Source organism: Pseudocnuella soli, assembly GCF_004347775.1.
Lineage (GTDB): Bacteria > Bacteroidota > Bacteroidia > Chitinophagales > Chitinophagaceae > Flavisolibacter > Flavisolibacter aquaticus.
The window spans coordinates 2,130,054-2,150,969 of record NZ_CP037755.1 but is presented as its reverse complement, the minus strand read 5'-3'; the positions used below and the strand labels follow the sequence as shown (position 1 = coordinate 2,150,969).

Here is a 20,916-nt window from a genome sequence, read left to right as displayed (position 1 = left end):
CCCCCCTCGTTTATCTGTTCGATATTCTTCGCCATTCCTGCCCGGCACGGGTTATTTTTGCGCCATGCATTATGTGTCGGCCGAAGGCTTAACCAAATCGTATGGCGTTAAGCCCCTTTTTGAGGATATTTCATTTCATATTTCCGAAGGCGATAAAATAGCGCTGGTGGCCCGCAACGGCGCCGGCAAAAGCACCCTGCTCAAGATCATTGCCGGCAAAGACGTGGCCGATGGCGGCAAAGTGTGGGTGCACAAAGACGCCGAGGTAGCCTACTTTGAGCAAAACCCTGATATGCTGGAAGGCCGCACGGTGCTCGACAATATTTTTCACCACGCACACCCCGTGCTCAACGCCATCAAGCGGTACGAAGCGGCAGTGGAAGCGCAAAACGATACCGAGCTGGGCGCCTGCCTGGCACAGATGGACGAACTGGGCGCCTGGGACTTTGAGTCGAAAGTAAAGCAGATACTGGGCAAGCTCAACATCCACCAGTTGCAGCAAAATGTATCTACGCTGAGTGGCGGGCAGCGCAAACGCGTAGCCCTGGCCCGTACCCTCATTGATATTGGTTTTGAGCACCGACATGTGCTGCTCATCATGGACGAACCGACCAACCACCTGGATGTGCAAATGGTGGAATGGCTGGAGCATTACCTCAACAAAGAAAACGTAACGCTGCTGCTGGTTACCCACGACCGATATTTCCTGGATGCGGTTTGTAATGAAATATGGGAGCTCGACCGCGGCATGCTGTACACCTACAAAGGCGACTACGCCAATTACCTGGAGAAAAAAGCAGCCCGTGAAGAAAGCGAGGCGGCGTCCATCGATAAAGCCCGCAACCTCTACCGCAAAGAACTGGAATGGATGCGCAAACAACCCAAGGCCCGCACCACCAAAAGCAAAAGCCGGCAGGACGCTTTTTACGAAGTAGAGAAAAAAGCGAAGCAGCAACTGGAAACAGCGCAAATGGAGTTGCAGGCAAAAATGAACCGCCTGGGCGGTAAAATTGCCGAACTGAAAAAAGTGTACAAAAGCTATGGTGAGAAAACCATCCTGAAAGGCTTTGACTACACGTTTAAAAAAGGCGAACGGGTGGGCATTGTGGGGAAAAACGGTGCGGGCAAATCCACATTTATCAAAATGCTGCAGCACCAGGAAGAACCGGATAGCGGCAAGATCAATATCGGCGATACGGTGGTGTTTGGCAACTACTCGCAGGAAGGTCTGGAGATAAAAGACGACATGCGGGTGATTGAGTTTGTAAAAAACCTTGCGGAAAGCTTTCCGCTGGCGGGTGGCGGCTCGCTGAGTGCGGCGCAATTCCTCAACCTGTTTTTGTTTCCGCCCGAGCAGCAATACACATATATCTCTAAATTGAGCGGCGGCGAAAAGCGGCGCCTGCACTTGCTATCTATCTTATTTCGCAACCCCAACTTTCTCATTCTCGACGAACCGACCAACGACCTCGACCTGCCTACCCTGGCGGTGTTGGAAAACTTCCTGTCGGAGTTTGGCGGCTGCCTCATCATTGTTAGCCACGACCGTTATTTTATGGACCGGCTGGTGGATCACCTACTGGTGTTTGAAGGCGAAGGAGCCATCCGCGATTTCCCGGGCAACTATAGCCAGTACCGCGAGTGGCTGAAAGCGCAGGAAGCGGAGGAAAAAGAAGAGAAAAAAGAACCCGTTGCCGCGGCACCCAAAGCAGCACCCGCCAAGGTGGGCCGCCGGCTTTCGTATAACGAGCAGCGTGAGTTTGATGGTTTGGAAAAAGACATTGCGTCGCTTGAAGCAGAACGGGCCGAAATCATGGAAAAGCTGAACGGGCCCGGCTTGTCATTTGATGAGTTGCAACGGCTGACGGAACGTATTGGCACTATTGCACAAGATATTGACAATAAGGAACTGCGGTGGCTGGAGCTGTCAGAAATTTCTTCCGGAAGTTGAGCAACGAATTAGATTGATTTGTATATTTACCAGGAGCATCTTTCGAAACGTAACCAAAGATTGTTATCAATCCAGTAAACTGTGAAAGCGGGATTTTTTAACTATTAAATCTTTGCGTATGAAAAAGTTCAACGCTTTTTTTCACGATGAAACTGTAAAGGATAGTGTTTTGGTAGCGCTGATTTTAGCCGCCATTGCTGCAGTTTCTCTGTTCGTTATCTGATGATGCAATTGCCGGGCAGCTAACATGCCTTGCGTACTTGCTTAGTTTTTCCAAAAAAATAATAGAAACCAAGATTCGGCGAAGGCGCCAACCCCAGGTTGTGCGGCCTTCGTTTGAAGCTACTAAAGGCCTGATGCGAATGTGCACATCAGGCCTTTTTCTTTGGAGTAAATGTGTTTGAAACAGGCATTCATTTTTTGGCCAACAAACCGTTGACCAATTGTACCATCCGGGCGCCGGTTGCTGCATGTTCATTTGCCGCCGCATTACTATTTGTCGATACCAGTTCAAAACCAGGCGCTTTCCCACCGTTAGCTGTTGTAGCATAAAAAGGCGTGAGCTCTACCGCGGCCTCTTTGCCCGCATAACATGCCACCACAGGTTTAGCAAAAGCCGCTGCTACCTGTATCCACCCTGCATCGCCGGACACAACAGCCCGTGCCCGCCGCAGCAGGTCGGCCGATTCGGCATCGGTAAATTTGCCGCAGGCGTTGTACACTTTTATGTTATCCACTTCAGTTAAACTCTGTGCTGCATCATGCAGTGCTTTGCCTCCGGTAATGATGATGGGAAATTGTAATTGGGTACAAAAATGACAAAGCACCTCGGGTTGAATGGTTACCGCATGCCCAAGTGCCAGCGCCACAAATCCTGCACTGTGGGCCGCCGGCACATCTTGCTGCGGCACCTGGTGCGCCGGTGCAATAAAATAATCCAGTCCACCGCCATCGTATTGCACACCGATTGGTTGGGCCAGGCGCACCATATCCATGGCCGTGTATTGTTTCCGCTTTTTTCGAAACCATTCAAAAACGCCGCTCCAAAGCGATGGCTTTTTAAAAGAAAGGTATGAGATACCCGCCGCGGCGGCCCAATGCTCGTTTTCTTCCAGATGCGCCACATCCATCACCAGGTCGTATTGCTGCGGCGACAGGTTTGTGTGCAGTTCTTTTACCGGCACCAGCCGGTTGATGGCAGGATTGGCCTCCAGCACAAATGCCAGTTGCTCCGGCACGACCACGTGCAGCTGCGCATCGGCCACTTGGCGGTGCACACAACGCAATAGTGCCGTGCTGCTCACAACATCATATAAAGCCGGCGGCAAAATGACCAGGATATTCATGGTTAAAAGGTAGGTACAGTTTCAATACCACAAAGAGTGCCGGTTCGAAAACTTAAGACCAGACTGTTATCGAAGTAGCTTCATGCTACACAATGTCTGTCATGCCAAACTCCATTCGGTAGTTCCTACATCTGGCAACGTTTACCAAACCATAAGGGGATGCCGAAACAAGTTCGGCATGACAACCCTAATGTTCAAACACGCTACTTATTAGCGATTCAGCTTAAAACAATGAATGCAGGAAAAAGCTAGGAAAGAAAATGCAAAGGAAGATTGCTGCGCTTACAACCCAAGTACACCCATCACCCTATTGTACACCGACAGCGGTGCAATGCCGTGCATGCAGGCAAGGTCGGGGCGTGGGCCGGGCTTGTTGCCAAACACAGAACAAGGCCGGCACTCGAGGTCGATTTGAACCGCGTTTTCCGGGGCCTGACCCCAGCCGTAAAAACCGGCAAAAGGATGCGTGGCGCCCCAAATCGAAACTACGGGCACACCGTACAGGGATGCCAGGTGCATGTTGGCCGAATCCATGCTGACCACCGCATCGAGGTGTGCAATAAACTGTAATTCTTCAGCAAAGGACAGCGTGCCTGCCATTACTTGCAGGCATTTGTTTTCGCCAGCCCATTGTTGCAAAATGGGTACATCGGCCTTGCCACCCAACAGGTAGATCTTTAATTGCGGATGTTGGGCAAGCAGCCGCAACACTTCCTTCATTTTTTCGGCAGGATAAGTTTTGCGACTGTACTGGGCAAATGGCGCAATCCCGATCAATTTAGTGCCGTCTTTTTTAGCGCCGGAAATAGCGGCTGGCATTGGGCCCTTTTCTTTAATGCCTAGAGCTACATTTAACTGCGCCGGCAAACCCAATGCAGCAAACACATCGGCGTAACGCTGAAAGGTGGACTTCAACGGCTGCAGTATTTTATTTTCGAAGCGGGTTAATGCTTTTTTTTCTGCACGGCCTTTATCTACACTGACCCACTTAAAGGCTGCCACGGTAAAGAATAACCGTAAAATACGGGTACGCAACACATGATGCAGATCGGCCACCGCATCGATCTCTCGGGTATTTTTTAGTTCCCTAAACAAACGGTACAAACCTGCAAAACCCTTGTGCTTTCCTTTCAAATCGGCGGCGAAAAATTGGAGCCGGTCGACGCCGGCGAACAACGGCGCATGAAACGCTGTGGAAACAACAGTTACCTCCAGATGCGGATATTGGTGCAGCAGGTTTTTAATCACGGGCACCGTCATCGCTACATCGCCCAATGAAGAAAAACGAAAAACAAGTATGTGCTGTGCGGACTTCAGGAAGTGCTTTTTTGTGCGTACAAAATCGGGTTCAGCGCTTCGTCGTTGTACATCTTCATTTGCTTGTACACTTTCATGTATTTACGGCCGGCGGCAATATCCTGCAACAGTTGATCTATAGCGGATGAAAGATCAGTGCGCTGTTCCAGCAACACGGCCAGCTTTTGTGCACAGGCAGCGCGGTGCGCATCGGTTGCATTTTCGCGGTTGGCCTCCAGCTGCATGTGGTAAATTTTCAACTCCAGAATGGAAAGCCGGTCGATGGCCCACGCAGGACTTTCGGTGTTGATGGTGGCATCGGCTGCAGGCTGCACGTCATAAAACTGTTGCAACAGGTACGAATCAATAAATTCAACCATATCGGTGCGCTGCTGGTTCGATGCATCAATGCGGCGTTTGATGGCCAGTGCGCCAACCGGGTCGATCTGCGGATCGCGAATGATGTCTTCGAGGTGCCATTGCACCGTATCAATCCAGGCTTTTGCATACAACAAAAACTCGATACTGCCGGGAGTAAAAGGATTATTCGATGCCGCATCTACATCATCGTGCAGATGATAATTGGCAATGGCCTGCTGAAAAACAGGAATACAAACCGCACTGTTGATCATAAGAAAAATCGCCTGTTGCAGCGACGGCGCAAAGATAAGGCAGGCGGAAGGGAAGGCAAAAGGCAAAAGTAAAAAGGCAAAACAGAGCGACTGATCAATGAAAACCGAAACAGCAACTTACTTTAAAACATGAGCAATTATTGAACATTTCACGTTTGACGTTTCACCTTTCACGTCACCTGCTCCCCGTTTAATGCTCCAAAAAGTTCAGGTCTTTGCCAAATGTTTCTTTAGATAAAATGGCGGCTACCACAGCAATGGCCATCACGATGGAACCCGTTACCAGTGCGGCGCTGGCGTAATCCATTGATCCGCGCAGGCTTTTAAACAAAACAATGATCAGCGGCAACGAACCCCGCACCACGTTGGGAACTGTGGTGGCTGCAGTGGCCCGCAGGTTGGTGCCAAACTGCTCCGCAGCCATGGTTACAAAAATGGCCCAAAAGCCCGTGGCAAAACCCATGGCAGCGCAAATCCAATACATGTTGGCGGCCGAGCCGCCGTCCTGGTTAAAGAACAACAACACCGAAATGGCGGTCAAGGCATAAAAAATATACAGCGCTTTTTTGCGGCTGCGCAAACCCTGGCTTACAAAGCCAATGGCAATATCGCCCAAGGAAATACCGGCATATGCGTACATGATGGCCTTGCCCGGCGACACCGGTTCTGCAATGCCGAAGTATTGTGCAAACTGGTCGGAAAATGTAACCAGCACACCGATCACATACCAGGTGGGCAGGCCAATTAAAATACTGAGCAGGTATTTTTTAAAACGTTCGCCTTTATTAAAAAACATGAGCAGGTTGCCCTTTTGCACCCGGGCTTCCTTAGCCGCTTCGAACATGCCCGACTCAAATACCGACACACGCAAAAAAAGAAGCAGCAAACCCAGTGCGCCACCAATGTAGTAGCACAAGCGCCAGTCGAACGATTGCGAAACAAAATAAGCCACCACCGCACCGGTAAGGCCCAGGCCCGCCACCAGTGATGTGGCAATGCCGCGTTTTTCTTTTGGCAACAATTCGGCTACCAGCGTAATGCCGGCGCCCAGCTCGCCTGCCAGGCCAATGCCTGCAATAAAACGCACCGCCGCATACTGGCCGGTGGTAGTGATCATACCATTGGCAATGTTCGCCAGCGAATACATAAGAATGGAACCAAACAGCACGGAGCGGCGGCCTTTGCGGTCGCCCATAATGCCCCAAATAATGCCGCCGATGAGCAGGCCGGCCATTTGCCACGAAATAATATTTTCACCAACCGTAACCAGTTCATCGCCCCTGAGGCCCAGGTCCATCAGGCTTTGGCGGCGCACAATGCCAAACAGCAACAGGTCGTATATATCTACAAAATAACCAAGCGCACCTACAATAACCGGGATGGAAAGAATGCCGTAGCTACGGTTTTGCGTCATAATCGTTAGTTGGCGGAGTGGGTACTATTTTCTTTTTGGCAAAAAATAATTTATACAACACCGGCAACGTAGTTACCCCAATCATCACAAATACAATGGGCTCAATATAGTCGATCAGTTCGATACCATATTGCTGTTTGAAAAAAGTATTTAAGTAATAGCCCGACAGCATCATGCTGCACACCCAAGCCAGCGAACCGGCTACATTGTAAAACATGAAGGTTGCCTTTTCCATGCGCACCACGCCGGCAACAATGGGTGCAAATGTGCGGATGATGGGCAGGAACTTGGCAAGGAAAATAGTACCCTTTCCATAACGCTCATAAAACTCGCGGGCTTTTTTGAGGTGCTTTTGTTTGAAGAAAAATGAATCCTTCCGTTCGAAAAGGAGCGGGCCAGTTTTATAGCCAAACCAATAACCCACAATGTTGCCCAGCACTGAAGCTAGGATCACCAACATGAGCACAAAGGAAAAATGGGCGCCGAAAAATTCATCAGACAATTTGTCCAACACCAGGCCGGCGGCAAAAAGCAGCGCATCGCCCGGGAGAAAAAATCCAACAAAAAGCCCGGTTTCGGCAAATACTACCAACAGCAGGAAATACAAACCGCCATTTTGTAAAATCCAATCAATAAACTGCTGTATAAATCCTTTGTCCATGGTTTAGGGATAGTGATGAAATTTACGATTGACGATTTTGGAATTACGATTATTTAAAACCTGATCGCTTCACCGACACATTCAAACGCAACAACAATCTACAATCGTAAATCTTAATTCGTCAATCGTTCTAGCTTTCCAGTTCGCCTTCCCACTTGCTCACCACGGAGGTGGCCAGGGCGTTGCCCACTACATTGGTAGCGGTGCGAAACATGTCGCAAAAATGATCGATGGGCAAAATTAGCGCAACGCCTTCCGGCGGAATGTTAAACATGGCGCAGGTAGCCAGCACCACCACCAGCGATGCACGGGGCACACCGGCAATGCCTTTACTCGTAAGCATCAGCACCAGCAGCATGGTTAACTGTGTAGCTAACGGCAAATCAATGCCGTACGCCTGTGCAATGGCCAGCGATGCAAAGGTCATATACATCATACTGCCATCGAGATTGAACGAATAGCCCAGCGGAAGAATGAACGCCACGATGCGGTCGCGGCAGCCAAAGCGCTCCAATTCTTCTGTCAATTTTGGAAACACGGCTTCCGACGATGTGGTGCTGAATGCGATGAGCAGCGGCCCGCTGATGCGTTGCATCAGGGTTTTCATTCTGCTTCCTAAAATAAGATAACCTACACCCAGCAGCAGTATCCAGAGCAGCGCAATGCCCAAAAGGAAATATAAAAAGTAAATAATGTAAAAACTAAAAATTCGGGTGCCGTTTACCGCCACCACCGCGGCCAGCGCACCAAACACACCAATGGGTGCAAAATTCATTACATAGCCCACCACTTTTAATATGATGTGCGATGCAACATCCAGTGCTTTAATAACTGGCTTTGCAAAGTCGCCCATGGAGGCAGCAGCAACGCCAAAGAAAATAGAAAATACCACCAACTGCAGGATCTCGTTGTTTGCCATAGCCTCGAACAGGGACCGCGGGATAACATGCTCGATAAAATTTTGCAGCGAAAAACCCTGTTGCTTCGACATGAGGTCGGAAAGGCCGGCAGTGTCGGATTGCGACAGGTCGATGTACTGGCCCGGTTTGAAATAATTAACCAGCAGCATGCCCAGCAGCAGCGATGCCAGCGATGCCGTAACAAACCACAAAATGGCTTTGCCACCTACCCTGCCCACGGCTTTCAGGTCGCCGAGTTTGGCAATGCCTACCACCAACGTGGAGAATACCAGCGGCGCAATGATCATTTGCACCAGGCGGATAAAAATGGTGCTGAGCAGTTTGATGTTTTTGGAAAACTGGGCCCGGAACTCAGGCGTTGTTGTATTGAAAATCATCAGTCCCAATAAAAAACCAAGGACCATTGAAAGCAAAATATAAATCGTCAGCCTGTTTCCTTTTCCCATGTGGTGGATAATGATAAAGGGCCGAAAATCGGTAAAAAAAAGGGTGGGTGGAAATTTTTTTGTCCGCACCATACCCATATCGCACCATAAATGATTAGGACCTGAAATAGAATTAATCATTACTTTACGCACCTAAAATTTTACACGCTTATATGAGTTTATTTGCTAAAAAGTCTTTGCCGGCTATGTTGGCGCAAGCCGCCGACAACGAAAAAGGCTTAAAACGTACCCTCGGTGCAGGCAACCTGGTTGCACTGGGAATTGGCGCCATCATTGGCGCCGGTTTGTTTGTGCGCACCGCTGCTGCTGCCGGGCAGGCAGCCGGTCCGGCGGTAACTTTGTCGTTTGTGATCGCTGCTATTGGTTGCGCATTTGCCGGACTTTGTTATGCCGAGTTTGCAGCCATGATCCCGATTGCGGGCAGCGCATATGCCTATTCGTATGTTACCATGGGCGAACTTATTGCCTGGATCATTGGCTGGGCACTTATTATGGAATATGCACTGGGTGCCGCTACGGTATCCATTGCCTGGAGTGAATATTTAAATACGCTATTGGGAGGGGCGATACCATATGAATGGAGCCACTCGCCTTTTGAAAGCTTCACCGACTCTGCCGGTGTGCTGCACCAGGGTATCCTCAATGCTCCTGCCCTCATCATCTTATTGTTGCTTACGCTGCTGCTCATCAAAGGCACACAGGAATCGGCCATGGTAAATGCCGTGATCGTATTTATTAAAGTGGCTATTGTACTGGTGTTTATCGCAGTGGGTTGGCAGTTCATCAACCCCGCCAACCACACGCCTTACATGATTCCGGAAGGCACTGCACCATTTACCGACAGCGCCGGCAAAGTGATTGCCGATTACAGCGGTGTGTTCAAACACGGCTGGGGCGGTGTGCTCGGTGGCGCGGCCATAGTGTTTTTTGCCTTTATTGGCTTTGATGCGGTGAGCACTGCGGCACAGGAAGCCAAAAACCCGGCCCGCGACATGCCTATTGGCATCCTTGGCTCGCTGGCGGTTTGTACCATTTTGTACATTTTGTTTGGCCACGTATTGACCGGTGTTTCGCCCTGGCAGGATTTTGTAGATCCCGTTAAAGGCCGCGAAGCTTCGGTGGCGTATGCAATTTCCACTTACATGCCGGGCTATGGCTGGCTGGCTACTGCGGTAACCATTGCCATCCTTGCTGGTTTCTCTTCGGTGATCCTGGTAATGTTGATGGGCCAGAGCCGCATTTTTTACACCATGAGTAACGATGGCTTGATCCCCAAAGCATTTGGCGACCTGCACCCTAAATACAAAACACCTTATAAGGCCAATTGGATCCTGTTTGTTTTTGTAGGTGCATTTGCAGCCTTTGTACCTGGCCACGTAGCCGGCGACCTTACTTCGTTTGGAACCCTGTTTGCCTTTGTGCTGGTTAGTGCCGGCGTATGGCTGCTGCGCAAAAAAGAACCCGAGATCAAACGCCCGTTCCGTACACCGGCCGTTGGCTTTGTATCGACCATGGGTGTGCTGGTGTGCACCGGTATGATCATTGCGCTGGACCGCCAAACGCTTACCGTCGCGTTTGTGTGGATGATCATTGGTTTGATCATTTACTTTGCTTACAGCCGCAAACGTTCCAAGCTCCGCAACTTTGCGGATGTGCTGCCTACAGCCGACGATTTTGAAAAACGTTCATTATAAAAAAAACCAAACCGCCTTCGGGCGGTTTTTTCTTGCCCTGTTCTGCCTAATTTTGCGGGCCCGGTGCGGGTTGAAAAAGTTTACAAGGTCACGGGTTCACGAGTTGTTTTAAAACTTGTGAACTTGTGAACACGTGAACTTGTAAACCGCCGCCCCCTCAAACTAAAAACTACAAACTCATTCTATGGGTCGCATATTTGAAGTAAGAAAAAGCACCATGTTTGCCCGGTGGGACCGGATGGCCAAACAATTTACCCGTGTAGGAAAAGAAATTGTGATTGCCGTGAAAGCCGGCGGCCCCGACCCTGCTACCAACCCGGCCCTGCGCCGCGCCATGCAAAACGGCAAGGCCGTTAACATGCCGAAAGACCGCGTGGAAGCCGCGATCAAACGGGCACAGGGAAAGGACATGGCCAACTACGACGAGATCCTGTACGAAGGATATGCGCCCCATGGCGTGGCCGTGCTGGTAGAAACCGCTACCGACAACCATGTGCGTACCGTGGCCAACGTAAAATCGATTTTCAACAAAGGTGGCGGCACACTGGGCAACAGCGGATCGGTGGCTTTCCAGTTTACCAAAATGGGTGTGTTCAAACTCAACCCCACCGACCTGAACGCCGAAGACCTGGAACTGGAGCTGATTGATTTTGGCCTGGAAGAACTGGGGGAAGGCACCGGTGAAAACGGCGAAGAAGTGCTGGTAGTGCGCTGCTCGTTTACCGAATTTGGCAACATGCAAAAAGCATTGGAAGAAAAAGGGCTCACGCCGCTCAGCGCCGAACTGGAATGGATTCCATCCACCACAGTAGAATTGAATGAAGAACAGGCGCAGGATGTGCTGAAGTTGATCGACAAACTGGAACAGGACGAAGACGTGCAAAAGGTTTTTCACAACCTCGCCTGATCGATTCAATACATTCTTTTCAAAATGCCGGACCTTTGTTCCGGCATTTTATTTACCGGCATCAACCACGCTTTTATGAACTCCGCAGCACGGCCCATTGTATTGTTCGACGGCGTTTGCAATTTCTGCAACGGCGCCATCAACTTCCTGATTCGGCAGGATAGAACGGGACAACTGCTTTTTGCACCGCTGCAAAGCGGCGCCGGCCAGGCCCTGCTGCAACAATATGGTTTACCCACCGAGCAATTTGGTTCTTTTGTATTGATCAAATCGGGAAACGTGTATCAAAAATCAAGTGCGGCATTGCAAGTGGTGCCCCACCTGCCCTGGTACTGGCAGTGGGCAAAATTGGGTGCGCTGCTGCCCGTTCGGTGGCGCGATGGCCTGTATGATTTTATTGCACGCAACCGGTATCGGTGGTTTGGAAAACAAGCGGTGTGTATGGTACCAACGAAGGAAGTAAGGGCACGTTTTTTATCCTGACAAAGAATCTCCCAAGCACTTCTATTTTTATTAAAACAGTGCAGACCCTCGTAATTCTACTTTTTTACAATAAGTGTTTTTACCACCAGCCGGTTCGGGGAAAATCTTACTGCGGCAAAATTGATTGTTGCCAGCCGTTAATTGCACCCAACACATGAAACCCATACGGGACGTATGGTTCAGCGCTTACGAATTTCAAACTTTCCACAATTCGGCTGTTGCATGCAGGCAGCATTTACCGGTTGCAGCCACAAAACCTGCGCATTATTTTTTTATTTTGATCTGCATTTTCTGTATAGCAACGCCAGTCCGTATCCTACAAAATTGCGTTGGCATACACTCAATGATCCTATGAAATGAAAAGGCTGTTTACGCTTATATTTCTTTGCTGCCTGTCGTGGTCGGTTGGTGCCCAACTCGATTCGGTCGGTGCATCTTACGTTGACTTCAGTGTGGATGCGGATACGCGTACCGGTTTTCAAAAGATCAGCGCACTGCATCCCGATTCTACTTTTCATCACGACGACTGGTTTAAACTACCGGGCTATAATGGCCGTGGCCGCGGCGTCATTGACACCACCGGTGCTGCCGCCCTGACTGCTCAACTAAAAGCCAAACCCAATACTTCGTTTGTCAAGCGTATGTCGCTGCCTCCTTACTCTATTTTACCCGTAACATATGCCAATGGAGCGCCTATTGGTCACCGGTTTTGGGTGGATGGCGTGTACTTCAGGGACAACGCCATTGGCGATGATTTCACTTCTTTTACCGGCAGTAAGAACGGCGATAATCCTAACAACTGGATCGGTACCATTTCGCCGGTGAGCGACAAAACCGACATCATTGATGTATACACGCATGTGCGTACATCGGGCACCCGGCCACAAGCCGATTCGGCCTGGTTTTTTGCAGGCGTGGCAACAGTGGGCACCAACGGTTCGCGGTATTTTGATATAGAAGTGTACCGCGAAAACATTTCCTACAACCCGGTAACTAAACGGTTTACATCGGCGGGCACATCAGAAGGTCATTCGGAATGGCGGTTCGACAACAGCGGCAACGTAATTCAAACCGGCGACATCATTATCTCCGTTACTTATTCGGCCGGCAAAGCACCGGAAATTGATTTTCGCATTTGGGTGAGCAACAATACTTACAGCACCATTAAACCCAATGCGTTTAAATTTGGCAGCAAGTTCAACAGCATAGGCACTGCAGGTTATGCCCAAATACTTTCCAACTCAGGTAGCTCCTATTGGGGCAGCGGTGTATCCAATTATATCTCCAACAACTCAACTACAGACAGTACCTATTCAACGCCGTGGGGCACCATCAATGCCACTACCAAAGCATGGGGCCAGCACTACGACAAGTTGCAGTTTGTGGAAGTAGCGCTCAACTTTTCACGGTTCGGGATGAATCCGTTTGCATATGTTACATCATTTTGCAAATCGCCGTATGCTACCATCCTGATCAAGTCGCGCAACTCGGCCGAGTTCAACTCCAGCCTTTCCGACTTTGTGGGGCCGCAAAGTTTTACCGTAAAAAACCTGTCGCCGTTTACCGCAACAACCGATACACTTAGCTGCGCCAAAACATCGGGAACCATTCAACTGCAATCCGATGCACGAAATTATTACCGCTGGTTTAACCTTGCCGGCGATACGTTGCAACGCGATAGCGATGTGCCCACATTTTCGGTAAACAAAGCCGGTACCTACATTGTAGAAGCCACCAACTTCCAGGCATGTGCGCCGATGAAGCGGGATACCATTGTGGTGAGTGGCGATTATTATAAACCCGTGGCGCACATTGATGCCTTTCCACCCAACCCCTATCACCAATTAATGGGCGGCAATGTTGCCGCATCCAACTATCCAACGCCGTTTGGATCGTCGCAAGGTTTGCTTTGGAACTGGAGCGGGCCGAATGGATTTACCTCCACCATACAAAACCCGAAAGTGGATACGTTGTTTGGCAAAACTTATGAATTGGTGGTAACCGAAAAACGGAATGGCTGCAAGGATACGGCCATCTTCGACCTCGCCATTTTATTTAATGCGGCAATGCAGCTTGAAGGCCGGTTGATTGCGGGCACTACCAGCCTTTGGTGGAACCGGCCCGACGCTGCCGGCAACTGGAGCTACGAAGTGCAGAAAAGCACCAACGGCGTGCATTTTACTACCATCAAACACATTGCTGCTACCGGCATAGCAAGGCTTACGTTTAAAGAAGAAGCCGGGCAAACGCCGGGATTTTACCGCGTGGTGGCCCAAGCAACCGGCTTAGCACCGCTATTGAGTTCGGTGGTAAAGCTGCATGAAAGCCTGCATACACCAAAGGCATGGCGCACCGAAAGCCGCAATAACGTGATGGTGCAAACTGCCGCAAACGGCACACCAACCGAAGTGCGGATATTTGATTTATCGGGAAGGCTGCTGCAAAAAACGATGGTGGCTGCCGGCGCTGCAACCGCTATGCAACTGCCTGCAGCGTATTATTTTCAACCGGTTGTTGTAGCTCTTTTCCAGGATGGGCAATTGGTATATTCAAAGCAATTATAAAAATGGCCGGCAACTATTTGCCGGCCATTTTTATTGAGGCATCCAGGTTAAAGTTCATCAAGGTAAATTTCTCCTTTTAAAAACAAGACGCATTCGCCGCTCATATACACCCGATCATCTTTCAATGAGCATTGCAGCTCGCCGCCGCGTTGCGATAATTGGTGACAAACCAAATCCGTCTTGCCCAGTTGCGCGGCCCAGTATGGCACAATATTGCAATGTGCCGAACCGGTAACCGGATCTTCGGGCACACCGGCACCGGGATAAAAACAGCGGCTCACCGCATCGGCGCGATTTCCCTTTGCCGTAACGATTACACCAGCCGAATCAAGTGCTTTCATTTTATTGAAATCAGGCGTTACTTGCAACACTGCTGCTTCGTTTTCCAACACCACACAATAATCGCGGGAACGCAGCACCTGTACGGCTTTGGCTACGCCAATGCTTTCGAGCAAACCATCCGGAACTTCGGTCGGTTGCGGCATGCGCACCGGGAAGTTGAGCGTGAATACATCGCCGCTGATGAGGGTTTGCAGCGGACCGGCTTTTTGCGTGGTAAAATTTAATTCGGCAACCTGCGGCTCCAGGAATTTTTTAATGATGTATGCAGCGGCTAGCGTTGCATGCCCGCACAAATCAATTTCATAATCGGGGGTAAACCAGCGAATATGATACTGGTCTTTTGCTGCGGCATCTTTTACAAAAAATACCGTTTCGCTTAAATTATTTTCCATGGCAATCTGCTGCATCAGGCTGTCCGGTATCCACTCGTTTAGTGGTACCACAGCGGCAGGATTGCCCTTGAATATTTTACTGGCAAATGCATCGACCTGGTAAATAGGCAGGGTCATGGTTGTTTTTTTAAATAAAATTTGGGCAATGCAATATCAAAACGAACGGCAATTATGCGGATGGCAATAACCAATGCAATGCAGATGATTTTAGCTACATCAGTGGGAATGAGTGTTCGCTGCAACAGCAGGTATAAAGCACCGCCGGTGATGCAGGCCAGCGCATAAATTTCGCGGTGGAAAATGAGGGGAAGTTTGTTCAACATCACATCGCGCAGCACGCCACCAAAACAAGCCGTCATGGTGCCCAACGCCAGGCACACCGTAGGCCCAAAGCCACGCCGAAGGCCCACTTCCACGCCTACAATTGTAAAGAGGCCAATGCCCAAGGCATCAAACAGGAAAAGGGCCGGATCGAGCCGGCGCAATTGCGGCCCCAACAACATGGTAGCAACAGCCGCGGTAAAAATAACGATGATGGTGCCGCCATTGGTGAGCCAGGAAACGGGTGTGTTGCCCACCAGCAGATCCCGCATGGTGCCGCCGCCGATGGCGGTTACAAATGCAATGATGATCACGCCAAACGGATCGAAGCGGCGCTCCATAGCCGAAAATGCCCCCGACACCGCAAAAGCAAATGTGCCCAGAATATCGATGACGTGGAGTAGGCTGGGATACATGGTGAGGGGATGGTGGATGAAAGATGGTGGATGAGAGTTGGTAGTTGATAGTTGACAGTAGATAGTAGATTCTTGATTTTACCATCATCTTTCATCCACCATCCCTCATCGCTCCTACTCCGCCATCATCTGGCGTATTACAGTTTCGATTTCCTCTGCGTTGGGTTTGCTGAAATAATCGCCATCGGAGCCGTAGGCAGGCCGGTGGGCTTTAGCCGAAAGCGTTCTGGGCGCCACATCCAGCCAGCGATAACCACCCTGTTCTTCCATTACTTTTTGGAACATATAAGCAGTGGCGCCGCCCGGCACATCTTCATCTACAAAAAGAATGCGGTTGGTTTTTTTCAGCGATTGCAGGATCAAATGATTGACATCAAACGGCAACAGGGTTTGCACATCCACTACTTCGCAGCTGATGCCCCGTTGCTCCAGCCGTGGCAGCGCTTCCTGCACCACCCGCAGTGTAGAACCATACGATACGATGGTTACGTCGGAGCCTTCGTGCACAATTTCAGGCACGCCTAGTGGCACGGTGTATTCGGCCAGGTTGGCCGGCAGCCGCTCTTTCAGGCGGTAGCCGTTGAGGCATTCCACAACCACGGCGGGGTCGTTGCCACGCAGCAGCGTGTTGTATATGCCCGCGGCCTGCACCATATTGCGCGGCACACACAGGTGCATGCCCCGCAACGAACCCAGCAACATAGCCATCGGCGATCCGCTGTGCCAGATGCCTTCAAGGCGGTGGCCACGGGTACGCACAATCATGGGTACGCTTTGCTGGCCGTTGCACCGGTAATGCAGCGTAGCTACGTCATCGCTCAGCTCCTGCAGTCCGTACAGCAGGTAATCGAGGTATTGTATTTCGGCAATGGGCCGCAGGCCACGCATGGCCAAACCGGCGCCCTGCCCCATAATGGTGAGTTCGCGAATGCCTGTGTCGAAAATGCGGCCGGTGCCGTATTTGGCCTGCAAACCGGCAAAGCCCTGGTTCACATCGCCGATATGTCCAACGTCTTCGCCAAAGGCCACAATTTTGGGATTGTTGGCAAACAGTTGGTCGAAATAACGGTTCAAGATTTCGTAGCCGTTCAGGATGGGCGCATCGGCATCAAAACGCAGGCTATTGCCCCTTTCCAGTAACGGGCTTTTCGGCCCTTCGTGGTACAGATGCGTGTGATACAACCGGCCGTTCGATTGCTTAAGGTCTTTGTAAAGCGTAGCCAGTTCTGCTGCGGCCGGTTTGCCTTCGGTGGCCGAAACGGCTGCATGCAGCGTTACCATGATATCGCGGCGCATCGGGTCTTTTACCTGCAGCAGCTTTTTCACCAGGCCGCTGAACAGGGCCGCTACTTCGGGCACTGCTGCCGCGGTTTGCTCCATCAGGTCAATAGCCTGGCGCATTTGTTTTTTTACCGGCAGTAAAAAACCTTCCCATGCCTTGTTCTTGCTGTCCCGCACGGCTTCTTTCACTTCATTTTCCAGGTCCAGCAGTTCGCCTTCCTCGGCCAGGTTATTGGCCAAGATCCATTCCCGCATTTTCACCAAACCGTCCCATTCCCGTTCCCAGGCAAGGCGGTCTTTGTCTTTATAACGCTCATGGCTACCCGAAGTGGAATGGCCCTGCGGCTGCGTGATCTCTTCCACATGAAACAGCACCGGTGTGTGTGTTTCGCGGGCCAGGCGGATGCCTTCTTCAAACGCTTCGCACAGGGCAGCATAATCCCAACCCTTTACGCGGTAAATATGAAATCCATTAGTTCCATCTTCTTTTTGGAAACCAGCCAGCGCTTCAGATATGGAGCCTTTGGTGGTTTGGTATTTTTTAGGAACCGAAATGCCGTAACCATCGTCCCATACAAATATGGCCAGCGGCACCTGCATCACGCCGGCGGCATTTACGGTTTCCCAAAACTGGCCTTCGGAGGTGGAGGCATCGCCAATGGTGCAAAAGCACACTTCGTTGCCGTTGTGCGACAGCTCCTCGAACTGCCTGAGTTCGGGCACCTGCCGGAAACATTTCGAGGCCAGCGCCAGCCCAAGCCCGCGGGCCATCTGGCCGGCAGTGGTAGATATATCTGCAGAAACGTTTTTGCGGTTGGCCAGGTCCAGCCATTCGCCGGTAGGTGCCACAAATGGCGTGGCAAAATGCGCATTCATTTGCCGGCCGGCGCTGAACGGATCGTTCGGGTCGGCATACAACTGCGCAAAAAACTGCTCCACCGTAGCCAGGCCCGCAGCAAACATAAAGGTCTGGTCGCGGTAGTACCCCGAGCGGAAATCGCCGGGCTGGAAAAATTTAGCCATGGCCACCTGGGCCACTTCTTTACCGTCGCCAAAAATGCCAAACTTGGCTTTACCGGTCAGCACCTCTTTGCGGCTGATCAGGCTGGTTTCGCGGCTGATACATACCCAGCGGTAGTCGTGCAGCACTTCCTGGCGAAAATTTTCATATGACAGCTGCTCCAACGAAATCGCTGTGGCCTCAATCGAATGTTCCATGCGGCAAAAATAGGCGGAATGGCGGCTTGGTGCTTTCGTCGTTAAAAAAAGCTAAATCATCGCCGGCCCTGGCAATTGATGGAAGTTTGCCTTAATTTTGGTTTCATGAGCAAACGCCTGCTTCGAAAAATCGGTCTGTTGGGGCTTGTAACCTTGCTACTGTGCGGCTTTGGGGCGCAGGCGCAAACGGCCACGGCAATAACCCCAGCGCTTCGTTTTGCAGCAACTGAATTTAATTTTGGCAAAATACCACAGGGCAAACCGGTGTACTACAATTTTTCAGTAGTAAACACCACTGGCCAGGCGCTAAAGATTGACAACGTACAGGCAGCCTGCGGATGCACCACACCCGAGTGGAGCCGCGAGGCCATAGCGCCGGGTGCTACTGCCCAAATTAAAGTGGGTTACAATGCAGCGGCAGAAGGGCCATTTGACAAAACCATTACCGTAGTAACGGGCAACGACACTCAGGTGCTCCATATTAAAGGCGAAGTGTGGCGCACCCCGGTAACGTCAGCGCCGCCCAATGCATCGGTGCTGTTTTTGAAAAAACAGCTGGGTCAGTAATTTTCCCCAAACATTTTATAATATAGCAATCCTTTCATCCCCTCAAAAAAAACACTACATGAAAAAGCTTCTGATGCTGCTTACTGCCTTTATTGTTACCACCACAGCTATGGCGCAAAAAGCCGACGACGTGATGAAGGTAAATACCGAAAAACACGATTTTGGCAAGATTAAACAAGGTGTGCCGGTAACTACTTACCTGGAAGTAAAAAACACCAGCGATAAGCCATTGGTTATTGAAAATGCCTGGGGTTCATGCGGTTGCACCACTCCCGAAGTGCCTAAAGAGCCCATCATGCCCAACACCATTACCAAGGTGAAAGTGCAATACAATGCTGCAGCATTGGGCCAGTTTACCAAAGATGTGTTCATCAAATTTGCCGGCATCGAAGAGCCTAAACTGATCAAAATTACCGGCGAAGTATTGGAGCCAGGCGCCTACGAAGCCGCTGCCAAACAAAAGCCTACTTCAGCTAAAAAAAGCTAAGAATTTGAATAGCCAATCACATGGTATTTGAATAATATTTAAAAACGGGTCCCTGCCAAAAGCAGGGACCTTGTTTTTTGGGGCAACACCAGCAGCACAGCGCTGTTCAATTAGGCCATTGCGCAAAAATTTTAAGCATTTGGGCGCAGCTAGTTTTTTAGCTGCGCATTGATTTCCCTTAGTTTTGGCGCATGTTATCGATTTCCCAGCGTGGGCAGGAGTTGCCCGCATCGCCCATCCGTAAACTGGTGCCCTTTGCCGAATCGGCAAAGAAACGGGGCACTAAAGTATACCACCTCAATATTGGCCAGCCCGATATTGAAACACCGCCAGCCATTATCAACGCGGTAAAGGCTACCGACATCCGGGTGCTGGAATACAGCCATAGCGCCGGCAACGAAAGCTACCGCCGGAAGCTGGTGCAGTATTACAAAGGCGTGGGCATTAATGTGTCGCACGACCAGATCATGGTGACCACCGGCGGTTCCGAAGCGATTTTATTCGCCTTTTTTGTTTGCCTCAATCCCGGCGATGAAGTGATCATCCCGGAGCCTTTTTATGCCAACTACAACTCGTTTGCGGTAGCTGCCGGCGTAAAAGTGGTGCCGGTTACTGCCAACATTGAAACCGGGTTTGCCCTGCCTCCTATTGAACAATTTGAGCCGCTGGTAACGCCGCGAACCCGCGCCATTATGGTGTGCAGCCCCAATAACCCAACCGGTTACCTGTATAGCCGCGAAGAAATGGAAGCGCTGAAAACGCTTTGCCTGAAATACAACCTGTACCTGTTTTCGGATGAGGCTTACCGTGAGTTTTGCTATGATGGTGCTTACGTGAGTGCCATGCACCTGACGGGTATGGACGAACATGTGGTACTGATTGATACGATATCCAAAAGATATAGTGCCTGCGGTGCCCGTATTGGTGCGTTGGTTACCAAAAACAAAGGCATTTATGACGCGGCAATGAAATTTGCACAGGCAAGGCTGAGCCCGCCCGGGCTGGCCCAGATCATGGGCGAAGCGGCTGTGGACCTGCCCCATTCTTATTTTGACGGAACCCGCGCCGAATACCAGGCCCGCCGCGACCTGCTGGTGCAGCGGCTCAATGCCATTCCGGGTGTGTACTGCCCAATGCCGGGTGGCGCTTTTTATGCCATTGCCCGCCTGCCTATTGATGATGCGGATCTTTTTTGCCAGTGGCTGCTGGAGTCGTTTGCGCACAACGGGCAAACGGTGATGCTGGCGCCTGCAACCGGCTTTTACAGCACGCCGGGCCTGGGCAAACAGGAAGTGCGGCTGGCATATGTGCTCAACCTGCAGGATATTGGTGCGGCAATGGATTGCCTGGAAGCAGCGCTGGCGCAGTACCCGGGACGAATTGAGCTGACTTCGACTGCTTCGGAACTGACCATTGACTTAAAAAATCATGCAGGTGGTTTATAAATATTTACGATCACGATGAGCGCCATTTTGCAAAACAATGCTAGGAAATAATTGAACTGTTTTTTTGGGAAAGCTTTTCCTCAAAGTTTGAAATCATAGAATAATAAAAAAGTCCTGCATGCATGCAGGACTT

Annotated in this window: 17 protein-coding genes; 8 read left to right on the top strand and 9 right to left on the bottom strand. The window is 50.5% G+C overall.

The annotated features are described in order from the left end of the window. Positions 1–64 precede the first annotated feature (64 nt). Positions 65–1,951: an ABC-F family ATP-binding cassette domain-containing protein gene (locus EPD17_RS08885; RefSeq protein ID WP_132053533.1), complete on the top strand. Its 1,887-nt coding sequence runs from the start codon at positions 65–67 to the stop codon at positions 1,949–1,951. A 413-nt stretch (positions 1,952–2,364) separates the two neighbouring features. Here EPD17_RS08885 and EPD17_RS08880 read toward each other — a convergent pair whose 3' ends face one another. From EPD17_RS08880 to EPD17_RS08855, 6 genes are all read right to left on the bottom strand, one after another. Beyond that, a complete protein-coding gene (locus EPD17_RS08880; RefSeq protein ID WP_132053531.1) occupies positions 2,365–3,297 on the bottom strand; it encodes a glycosyltransferase family 9 protein in 933 nt (310 codons plus the stop codon). Positions 3,298–3,579: 282 nt separating this feature from the next. Next, positions 3,580–4,557: a glycosyltransferase family 9 protein gene (locus EPD17_RS08875; RefSeq protein WP_132053529.1), complete on the bottom strand. Its 978-nt coding sequence runs from the start codon at positions 4,555–4,557 to the stop codon at positions 3,580–3,582. A 53-nt stretch (positions 4,558–4,610) separates the two neighbouring features. Then, the gene (locus tag EPD17_RS08870; protein WP_132053527.1) at positions 4,611–5,225 is read right to left on the bottom strand and encodes a DUF4254 domain-containing protein; all 615 of its coding nucleotides are present in this window, start codon (positions 5,223–5,225) and stop codon (positions 4,611–4,613) included. Positions 5,226–5,415: 190 nt separating this feature from the next. After that, positions 5,416–6,639 (bottom strand): MFS transporter, encoded by a 1,224-nt coding sequence (locus EPD17_RS08865; protein ID WP_132053525.1) that lies wholly within the window; start codon positions 6,637–6,639, stop codon positions 5,416–5,418. After that, entirely contained in the window at positions 6,623–7,300 is a 678-nt protein-coding gene (locus tag EPD17_RS08860; RefSeq protein WP_132053523.1) for a DedA family protein, read from the bottom strand. Before EPD17_RS08860 ends, EPD17_RS08865 begins: the two co-directional genes overlap by 17 nt. A gap of 130 nt (positions 7,301–7,430) precedes the next feature. Continuing rightward, positions 7,431–8,666, bottom strand: coding sequence for a dicarboxylate/amino acid:cation symporter (locus EPD17_RS08855; RefSeq protein WP_132053521.1), 1,236 nt, complete (start codon positions 8,664–8,666; stop codon positions 7,431–7,433). Positions 8,667–8,818: 152 nt separating this feature from the next. On the opposite strand from EPD17_RS08855, the gene EPD17_RS08850 reads away from it, so the two are divergent. From EPD17_RS08850 to EPD17_RS08835, 4 genes are all read left to right on the top strand, one after another. Further along, positions 8,819–10,360, top strand: a complete 1,542-nt coding sequence (locus EPD17_RS08850) for an amino acid permease (protein WP_114237442.1) — start codon at positions 8,819–8,821, stop codon at positions 10,358–10,360. Between the two features lie 184 nt (positions 10,361–10,544). Then, positions 10,545–11,267, top strand: coding sequence for a YebC/PmpR family DNA-binding transcriptional regulator (locus EPD17_RS08845; RefSeq protein ID WP_114237443.1), 723 nt, complete (start codon positions 10,545–10,547; stop codon positions 11,265–11,267). A 24-nt stretch (positions 11,268–11,291) separates the two neighbouring features. Further along, positions 11,292–11,750 carry a thiol-disulfide oxidoreductase DCC family protein gene (locus EPD17_RS08840; RefSeq protein ID WP_204743382.1) on the top strand — a complete coding sequence of 153 codons (459 nt, stop codon included), beginning with the start codon at positions 11,292–11,294 and terminating at the stop codon, positions 11,748–11,750. 356 nt (positions 11,751–12,106) lie between these two features. After that, the gene (locus tag EPD17_RS08835; RefSeq protein ID WP_132053518.1) at positions 12,107–14,314 is read left to right on the top strand and encodes a hypothetical protein; all 2,208 of its coding nucleotides are present in this window, start codon (positions 12,107–12,109) and stop codon (positions 14,312–14,314) included. Between the two features lie 47 nt (positions 14,315–14,361). Here EPD17_RS08835 and EPD17_RS08830 read toward each other — a convergent pair whose 3' ends face one another. The 3 genes from EPD17_RS08830 to EPD17_RS08820 all read right to left on the bottom strand — a co-directional run bounded on the left by EPD17_RS08830 (position 14,362) and on the right by EPD17_RS08820 (position 18,284). Next, positions 14,362–15,165, bottom strand: a complete 804-nt coding sequence (locus tag EPD17_RS08830) for a PhzF family phenazine biosynthesis protein (protein WP_132053516.1) — start codon at positions 15,163–15,165, stop codon at positions 14,362–14,364. After that, a complete protein-coding gene (locus tag EPD17_RS08825; protein ID WP_132053514.1) occupies positions 15,162–15,785 on the bottom strand; it encodes a trimeric intracellular cation channel family protein in 624 nt (207 codons plus the stop codon). The genes EPD17_RS08830 and EPD17_RS08825 overlap by 4 nt, the downstream gene beginning before the upstream one ends. Positions 15,786–15,899: 114 nt before the next feature. Further along, positions 15,900–18,284 (bottom strand): alpha-ketoacid dehydrogenase subunit alpha/beta, encoded by a 2,385-nt coding sequence (locus EPD17_RS08820; RefSeq protein ID WP_132053512.1) that lies wholly within the window; start codon positions 18,282–18,284, stop codon positions 15,900–15,902. A gap of 105 nt (positions 18,285–18,389) precedes the next feature. On the opposite strand from EPD17_RS08820, the gene EPD17_RS08815 reads away from it, so the two are divergent. From EPD17_RS08815 to EPD17_RS08805, 3 genes are all read left to right on the top strand, one after another. Beyond that, positions 18,390–18,851, top strand: coding sequence for a DUF1573 domain-containing protein (locus EPD17_RS08815; protein ID WP_165929573.1), 462 nt, complete (start codon positions 18,390–18,392; stop codon positions 18,849–18,851). 58 nt (positions 18,852–18,909) lie between these two features. Continuing rightward, on the top strand, positions 18,910–19,338 hold the full coding sequence (locus EPD17_RS08810) for a DUF1573 domain-containing protein (protein WP_132053508.1): 429 nt from the start codon (positions 18,910–18,912) through the stop codon (positions 19,336–19,338). 191 nt (positions 19,339–19,529) lie between these two features. Next, positions 19,530–20,783, top strand: a complete 1,254-nt coding sequence (locus EPD17_RS08805) for a pyridoxal phosphate-dependent aminotransferase (RefSeq protein WP_132053506.1) — start codon at positions 19,530–19,532, stop codon at positions 20,781–20,783. Positions 20,784–20,916 lie beyond the last annotated feature (133 nt).